Source organism: Nitrospirota bacterium (assembly GCA_040754395.1).
GTDB lineage: Bacteria > Nitrospirota > Thermodesulfovibrionia > Thermodesulfovibrionales > SM23-35 > JBFMCL01.
The window spans coordinates 49,946-57,535 of record JBFMCL010000022.1; the positions used below are offsets into that span (position 1 = coordinate 49,946).

A 7,590-nucleotide genomic window follows, 5' to 3' on the forward strand; every position below is an offset into this window, starting at 1 on the left:
TGTATATAATGTGCGGTTTTCTCTGAGGGCCCATAGCTCAGTTGGTAGAGCTACCGGCTCATAACCGGTTGGTCCCAGGTTCGAGTCCTGGTGGGCCCACCATACTATCTCGGACAGAAGACCGGGAGTTTAACGATCCACAATGAATGAACAACTGGAACGACTGATCATACTTCAGGATATTGATTCGAAAATCATCGCAATAACCCGCCTCTTAGAGGAGTTTCCCTCAAAACTGGCGGAAACTGAATTACCTCTTAGTGCTTCCAAGACCTCTCTCGGCGCGGTCATGAACAAACTCGTTTCCCTTGAAAAGAAGAAACGTGACAGAGAGCAGTCGCTTGACGACGTAGGCGAAAAGATCAAAAAAATGAAGACCCGAACGACAGAGATAAAGACAAATAAGGAATACCAGGCGCTTCTCAAGGAAATCGAGGCAGTTGAACATGAGCGGTCCTCTGCAGAGGATGACCTTCTTGTTATCATGGAGGAAATAGAGAACATCTCAAAACTATCAAAGACAGAAGAAGTGAAATACAATGCAGACAAACAAAGGATCGAAGCACTCAAGAAGAAGTTGGAAGAAGAGAAATCTGTAATCGAAGATGAACTGTCATCAGTGAAGCACTCAAGAAAATCCGTCGCGGGCAGCATTGAAAGCGAATTATACGATCTTTATATCAACCTTCTCAATGCATGCGGCGGAACTGCGGTCACAGCGGCGAAAGGAGAAATCTGTTTGGGATGCAATATGAATATCCCCCCCCAGCTTTTTGTCGAAATAAAGAAGAATGAGGAAATCATTCACTGTCCCCAGTGCCGCAGAATACTTTTCTTCAGGAACAATGAATAGCCTCCTCTTTTTTCTCTGCCACGGCAATCTTTCCATCACTACTCCGATATTTTATCCAGAAATACCTCTTAAAAATATCATTTGAAATTTTTAGTCTTTATTATATAATAATAAAATAAAATTATAAGTCAGAGCAGGTTATGCAGTCGCCCTGCCCGTCTGCATCGGAGAATCTGCATTACCGCAAAAGACAGGAAGCATATCACGCTTTCATCTTTTGCATATGCATCTTTCCGTAATGCTTGAAACGGTCAGGGAGGAAAGTCCGAGCTCAGCAGGGCAAGGCGGTCGCTAGCAGCGACTGGGGGAAACCCTAAGGAAAGTGCCACAGAAAGGGAAACCGCCCCGACGTGAGTCCGGGCAAGGGTGAAAAGGTGAGGCAAGAGCTCACCAGTTGGGATGGCGACATCCCAAGCTTGGAAAACCCCGCCTTGAGCAAGGTTGAATAGGTTCCGCCTTGAGAGGTGCCCCTTCGAATCCCCGAAACCCGGGGAGGCGGAACGGGTAGAAACCGCATGAGTCCGGTAGCAATACCGGGCCTCAGATGAATGACTGCAGCAACAGAACTCGGCTTACGGCCTGCTCTGACTTATTTGATTCTCAGTACAGGACTCTGACGTCATATGCAAAGTTTGTCTTTGGAGGGTACATATGGAAGATCACAAAATGAGAGTCTTCTGCACGGTGGCCGAAACAAAAAGTTTTTCAAAAACATCTGAAATTATTCATCTCACTCAACCCGCTGTCAGCCTTCAGATTCAGGCCCTGGAGGAAAAATACGAAACCAAGCTGTTCGACAGATCGTCAAGCACCGTTACGCTTACCCCTGCAGGTGAAATCCTTTATAAGTATGCAAAAGATATTCTTGGACTTTATGCATCAGCGGAAAAAGCTATCGGAAAACAGACCGGCCTCGTGAAGGGGAGCCTGACAGTCGGTGCAGGTTCAAATATCGGGAATTACATCATGCCAAGTGTTATTACGGACTTCAGGAACACTCATCCCAAGATCAAGATATATCTCCTGGTCGGAAATACAAAAAGGGTCATTGAACTGCTGAATTCAGGAAATATCGATATCGGGCTCGTGGAGGGAGATGTCTCCCGTCAAAGAATGACTGTCAAGAAGCTTCTCTCGGATGAGCTTCTCGTTATCGTTTCTCCCGAACATCACTGGGCAAAGAAAAAGGAAGTCTCCATATCAGATATTGCGAAGGAGCCCTTCATATTCAGAGAACCCGGCTCAGGAACCAGACAGATGATAGAAAAGTTTCTTGCAAGACATGGAATTACGATTCACGACATGAAAGTCTCCATTATCCTCGGCAGCACAGAAGCCATAAAAGACGCTGTTGAAAACGGTCTTGGGATCTCGATCATTTCGCGGTGGGCAGCCCGCAAAGAATACAAATATGGTACTCTTCGCCTTCTCAGCATTAAGGAAGAAAAAATGGTGCGAGATTTCTCCCTGATCATCAACAAAAACTCGGTGTCATCCAACTCCCTTGAAGAATTTCTCTCATTCCTTAAATCCTATCCTTATGACAAGCTGCTGCTATAGCTTCAAAACCGCAGATTAGTCTCTTCTGAATACCCTGTAGTCAATATCCCTGAATATGCAGTTTCTGGCTTCCACCTCTTTCAGCCATTGATACGGGATATTCTCGGAAACAAGCGCCTGATACAGACGGCTGAATCCTGCGATATGTTCTGCAAACCTTTTGCCGGCATACGCCGAGGCAGTATTGTTTTGCATGATAAAGGTCCAGTCACTGTGCTGTGCCAGCAGCACCTCTCTTGCTGCCTGATTAAGTGCTCTGAGCGGAATCCCTTCAGATTCTGTAAACTTTTCTGCAAGACGGGTCATTCTTTCCGCTGCCTTGTGGAGGTGGCGGTATATGTAATCATTTGCACTGTTCAGCCAGACTTCATTAAACCCCCGGTTTCCCCAGCTTGACATGGAAGGCTCGCATTCCTGCATTCCGTTCCGGATGCCGCGGAGGTCAAGGAAATCCGAAGGACTGACCGTACCAAAATTCCTTCGTCTTTTGCCTATCCCCCCGAGCAGAAAGTACAGCCATTCAGGCCCCTCATTCCACCAGTGACCAAAGAGCTCCGCATCATACATTGCAGTGACCACCGGCCTGATCTTCATGGTATCTGAAAGACACCCTATCTGGTACTCCCGTTTCATTATGAAGTTATCCGCATGCTCACGGGCTTTAACCATGGCGTGATCCAGAATATAGGGTTCTTTGAGATCTGTTTTTCCGGTTATGCGGTAATATTTGATTCCCGTAAATGTTCTTGTGCCAAAAGGGCGGAGAAAAGACTCGATATGTTCCAGATCGAGATCAAAGCCCGCATCCCGGTAAAAGTCCCTGTAATGCGCATCGCCCGGATATCCCTGTACAGATGACCAGACCTGTTGTGATGTTTCCGGATCTCTGCCGAATATTGCCAGGCCCGAAGCACACGCAACAGGAGCATACACGCCATGACTCGGTACGGGTTGCCCGTGCATCACGCCGTGCGTATCGAGAAAAAAATACCTTATCCCCTCATCCCTGAGAAATGTATCAATTCCGGGGAAATAGCCGCATTCGGGCAGCCAGAAACCCAAGGGTTGCCTCCCGAAAATTTTCCTGTAGTACCGCGTGCCTATCTTTATCTGCGCTTTCACTGCGCCGGGATACTGTGCCAGATTGGGAAGGAACGCATGTGTCGCCGCAGATGGTATGATCTCAATAACTCCTTCATTCTGCAACGCGCCAAAAGCCGATACAATATCCCGGTTATACACATCTTCAAACAAATTGCTGATGCGCCGAAACCGTTCGTGATACATTCTGGCGACCGGACCGAAATGTACGTCATTCCTGGTTCTCCGGACTTCTTGCTCAGACAATACAACGAGATTCTCGATGTGTCTTTTGTATCTTTCGTTCAGTAGGCTATCCCTCAGCATTTCTGCCAAAGTCGGACTGAGGGAAAGGGTTACTTTGAAGCCAATCCCATCATTTACAAGCCTTGAAAAAGTATCAAGAAGCGGGATATATGTTTCTGTTATTGCCTCATAGAGCCAGTTTTCCTCGAGAAAATATTCGTGCTCAGGATGCCTGACATAGGGCAAATGCGCATGAAGAACCAAACAGAGATAACCCTTATATGCCTTCATTTGACGGTATTCAACGCAACCTTTTCATTCAGGGATTTTTCTGAAAAGATACACTGCAAGTATTCCGGACAACACGGGGATGCTCCAGGTGGCAAGTACCGGTGGAATTACCCGTGCATATCCCATCGAGAGCGTCAATGTATAAAGAAGCCAGTAGACAAAGCTTATGGCTATGCCAAAACCTGCTGCCATAAGACCTCCTCCCACACCGCTCAGCACTGAAAGTGACATCCCGAGGAGCATCATGAAAAAAATTGCTAGGGGATAGGATATCTTGGAGTTCATATCCACAGAAAGCTTCACATCCCTGATACCGGCGGCTTCCAGTTTTTTTGTATACCGGTAGAGCTCTTCCAGCCCCATCTCCTCAGGGCTTTTAATCCATTTGCCAAAAAATTCCGGGGACTCGAGGTGCGGATATATCATCTGAGGGGTCTTTGTTATCCTTCCTTCTGCAAAATCATAGGTAACAACATCATTCAGCGTCCAGACCCCCTTTTCCGGGACCCATACCGCTTCTCCTGCCTCTGTCCGGCCCCTGAGGGATCCGTTTCCGGTCGTAAAGATACTTACTCCTTTGGCAATTCCTTTTTCCGGCTCATACAGTCCAATCCTCACAAGTCTCCCCCCGGTATCCCTGAGCCACAGCGTGCCTTCCTTAAAAGATACCTTATCGTCTTTTTTCATATATGTCATTCTGAACTCAAGCGACCGTTCCGAAAAATACGGGATAATGACCTCTCCTATCAGAAAACCGCACAGGCTCATCAGTAACCCGATGACAATGAACGGGGTAAAAAGTATCTTCAGCCTCCCTCCGGTTGCTTTCACTGCCACCAGCTCTTTATTGCGGGAAGCCTGGCTGAATATGAACAGACTGCAAATAAGCATTGACATGGGAAGAAGATAGTACAGAAATTTAGGCAGGTTCAGAATGGCATATTCAGCAATTCTGATAACGGAAAGGTTGCCTTCTGCAAAATTATCAATCTTGTTGACAAGATCAAGAAGGCTGAAAACCATAGCAATGCCAAAGGCAACTACTCCCAGCATTCCAAGAAATTCCCTGATATAGTAACGAGTGATAATATTCATCTCTGACTTGCTCTTCTGAATATCAGGAAAGCAATCACCCCGAGCACCACGGTCGAAAGCCATGAACCCAAATAATGGTGCAACTTCCCCGCTCTCACAAGATTTTCTCCGTATACAAGCAGCATATAGTATGAGGTAAATACCCCGAGCCCCAGCGCAAGACCGCCGAGTCTTCCTGATTTCCCGGCCATCATCGCCAGCGGCGGTCCGAAAAAAACAAGGATGATGCATAAAAGAGGAAGGGAGAACCTGCGGTGAAATTCGAGATAGATAAATGAAGCGTAATGACTGTCAGTCTGCCTTATCCTCTCCAGCAGTCCCAAGGGAGTGAGTTCTGCCTGTTTTCTTCCCGGAGCATCCGATTTGAGACTCAACATCATGTTATATCTCTTGAAAAACATTTCCGTTGTCGTATCTCCCCGTACTGCGTTCATATACCCATTACTGAGAAGAAAGTTGATAGTGAAATCCTCCTGCACATTTATTGTAGCCTCTTCTGCCATCACCACCACCGGTTCATTCTGATTCCTGCTGTCGTAAATGAAGATTTCGCGCACCGTGTTGTCAGAAGGCTTCTCCTTCACATAAATCAGAACGTCTTTAAATGCGGTATTGAACCTGCCTTCTTCGATCGCAAGCGGAGTGCGCACCTTAATGATATTGGTGATCTTATTCCTTAGTTGCATGCTGCTCAGAGGTCCAAGATAGAAACTGACAGCAACATTCAGCGCAAAACATGCCAACCCGAGCAAAAAAACCGGGATACACAATGACCAGAATCTCATACCGCTTATTCTCATGATGACAAGTTCATTGTCCATATTGAGCCTTCCGTAGACAAATAACGTAGAGAGCAGGAGAGACATCGGTATGGTGAGCAGGAAAAGCTGAGGCTGGAGATACAGGATAATTGCGAGCATGTCCATGACCGAAGTGCCGACACCGGAGAGAAACCTGCTCAGCCTGAGCACCTTCTCCATCATAAGAATGAAATTCAGAGAAGCAAGGCTGAGTATGAAGGCAAGGACTAATTCCTTTCCTATTGAACGGTGTATGATCTTCATGTATCGAATTCAGTATTTTAGCATAAGAATGTTCCCGCAATTCACCAATATCCTGGTTATTTCATGGTATCATTACAGAATACCAGGGATATCAGGAAAGATTTCCATGCGCAGAAGACTGAAAAAAATGTCGGCAAAGGTTGGCCTTCCGCCCGGAACCCTTGTACATGTCGGGGAAGAAAAAACCGGAAAAGTCGGGGTTTCAATCATTGAATACAGTGATGAAAGAACCGGTATTCGCGAACGGGATAGTCTTGACGATTTTCATCCGTCAGAGAACAAGTCGCTCATTACCTGGATAAACGTTGATGGAGTGCACAGTACAGATATAATCGAAAAGATCGGAAACCTTTTCAACCTGCATCCCCTGACTCTTGAAGATATCGCGCATACCGGCCAGACACCCAAAATAGAAGATTATGACGATTATCTTTTCATTGTCCTGAAGATGCTGCATTACAATGAGATGTTGGAGCAAATAGACACCGAGCAGGTGAGCCTGTGTCTTGGCTCTAATTTCCTCATCTCATTTCAGGAGGAAAAAACCGGGAATATCTTCGCCCCTGTCATCGACAGAATAAAAAACGGGAAAGGCCGCATACGGAAGATGGGAGCCGATTACCTCGCATACACCCTGATTGACACTATTGTCGACAGATATTTTCTTATCCTCGAAAAAATCGGCGAAAAAATAGAAGTGCTCGAAGAAAATATCGTTAATCATCCTACACAGGAAGTGCTTCATGCACTGAATACCCTGAAGAGGGAGATGATATTCCTCCGAAGATCCGTCTGGCCACTCAGGGAGGTGCTGAGCATCATGGGACGTGGCGAGTCATCATTCATCAGCGAGTCACTGCTCGTTTACCTCAGGGATGTATATGACCATACCATAAGGATTATCGAGACTATCGAGGCGTACCGTGACATTCTCTCAGGAATACTGGATATCTACCTGTCAAGCATCAGTAACAGGATCAATGAGGTAATGAAGGTTCTGACCATTATCGCAACGATCTTTATGCCGCTTACCTTTATCGCAGGGATTTACGGAATGAACTTCAAATATATGCCTGAACTGGAATGGGCATGGGGATATCCCGCGATTCTTGCTTTTATGGCAGCCATGGGCATCTGCATGCTTATTTACTTCCGCATAAGGAAATGGATTTAAACGCCTTTACGGTATCCTGTTGTACAACATTTGTATGCAGAAGTCCTGTTGCCTCGAAGAGAAATCAGCATGAAACAATATTATTTTTTGATTCTTCGTATCATTAGTGTCCGGTAAATATTTATAAATATCGGTCTGTTCTTTATACTTGTTGGAAAATAGTGGTGACCAAACCCTATACCAGCAAGGAGGAACAGACCATGAACAGAGTATACACGATATTCTCG

General features: G+C 46.0%; 6 protein-coding genes, 1 tRNA gene and 1 other RNA gene. 5 read left to right on the forward strand and 3 right to left on the reverse strand.

Annotated elements, in window-relative coordinates; all coding sequences use genetic code 11:
* Positions 1 to 26 precede the first annotated feature (26 nt).
* The 4 genes from AB1552_11305 to AB1552_11320 all read left to right on the forward strand — a co-directional run bounded on the left by AB1552_11305 (position 27) and on the right by AB1552_11320 (position 2,413).
* Positions 27 to 102, forward strand: a tRNA-Ile gene (locus AB1552_11305).
* Positions 103 to 142: 40 nt separating this feature from the next.
* A complete protein-coding gene (locus tag AB1552_11310) occupies positions 143 to 853 on the forward strand; it encodes a C4-type zinc ribbon domain-containing protein (GenBank protein MEW6054356.1) in 711 nt (236 codons plus the stop codon).
* A 130-nt stretch (positions 854 to 983) separates the two neighbouring features.
* Positions 984 to 1,443, forward strand: an RNA gene (gene rnpB, locus AB1552_11315) — RNase P RNA component class A.
* Between the two features lie 61 nt (positions 1,444 to 1,504).
* Positions 1,505 to 2,413, forward strand: a complete 909-nt coding sequence (locus tag AB1552_11320; GenBank protein ID MEW6054357.1) for a selenium metabolism-associated LysR family transcriptional regulator — start codon at positions 1,505 to 1,507, stop codon at positions 2,411 to 2,413.
* A 15-nt stretch (positions 2,414 to 2,428) separates the two neighbouring features.
* Here the strand turns inward: AB1552_11320 and AB1552_11325 are convergent, their stop codons facing one another.
* The 3 genes from AB1552_11325 to AB1552_11335 are packed head-to-tail and all read right to left on the reverse strand — an operon-like array spanning position 2,429 to position 6,189.
* Complete coding sequence (locus AB1552_11325; GenBank protein ID MEW6054358.1) at positions 2,429 to 4,030, reverse strand: 1,4-alpha-glucan branching protein domain-containing protein; 1,602 nt, start codon at positions 4,028 to 4,030, stop codon at positions 2,429 to 2,431.
* A gap of 24 nt (positions 4,031 to 4,054) precedes the next feature.
* Positions 4,055 to 5,125, reverse strand: coding sequence for an LPS export ABC transporter permease LptG (gene lptG, locus AB1552_11330; GenBank protein MEW6054359.1), 1,071 nt, complete (start codon positions 5,123 to 5,125; stop codon positions 4,055 to 4,057).
* Positions 5,122 to 6,189: an LptF/LptG family permease gene (locus AB1552_11335; GenBank protein ID MEW6054360.1), complete on the reverse strand. Its 1,068-nt coding sequence runs from the start codon at positions 6,187 to 6,189 to the stop codon at positions 5,122 to 5,124. Before AB1552_11335 ends, lptG begins: the two co-directional genes overlap by 4 nt.
* A gap of 106 nt (positions 6,190 to 6,295) precedes the next feature.
* Between AB1552_11335 and corA the strand changes: the two genes are divergently transcribed.
* Positions 6,296 to 7,363, forward strand: a complete 1,068-nt coding sequence (corA, locus tag AB1552_11340) for a magnesium/cobalt transporter CorA (protein MEW6054361.1) — start codon at positions 6,296 to 6,298, stop codon at positions 7,361 to 7,363.
* Positions 7,364 to 7,590: the final 227 nt, after the last annotated feature.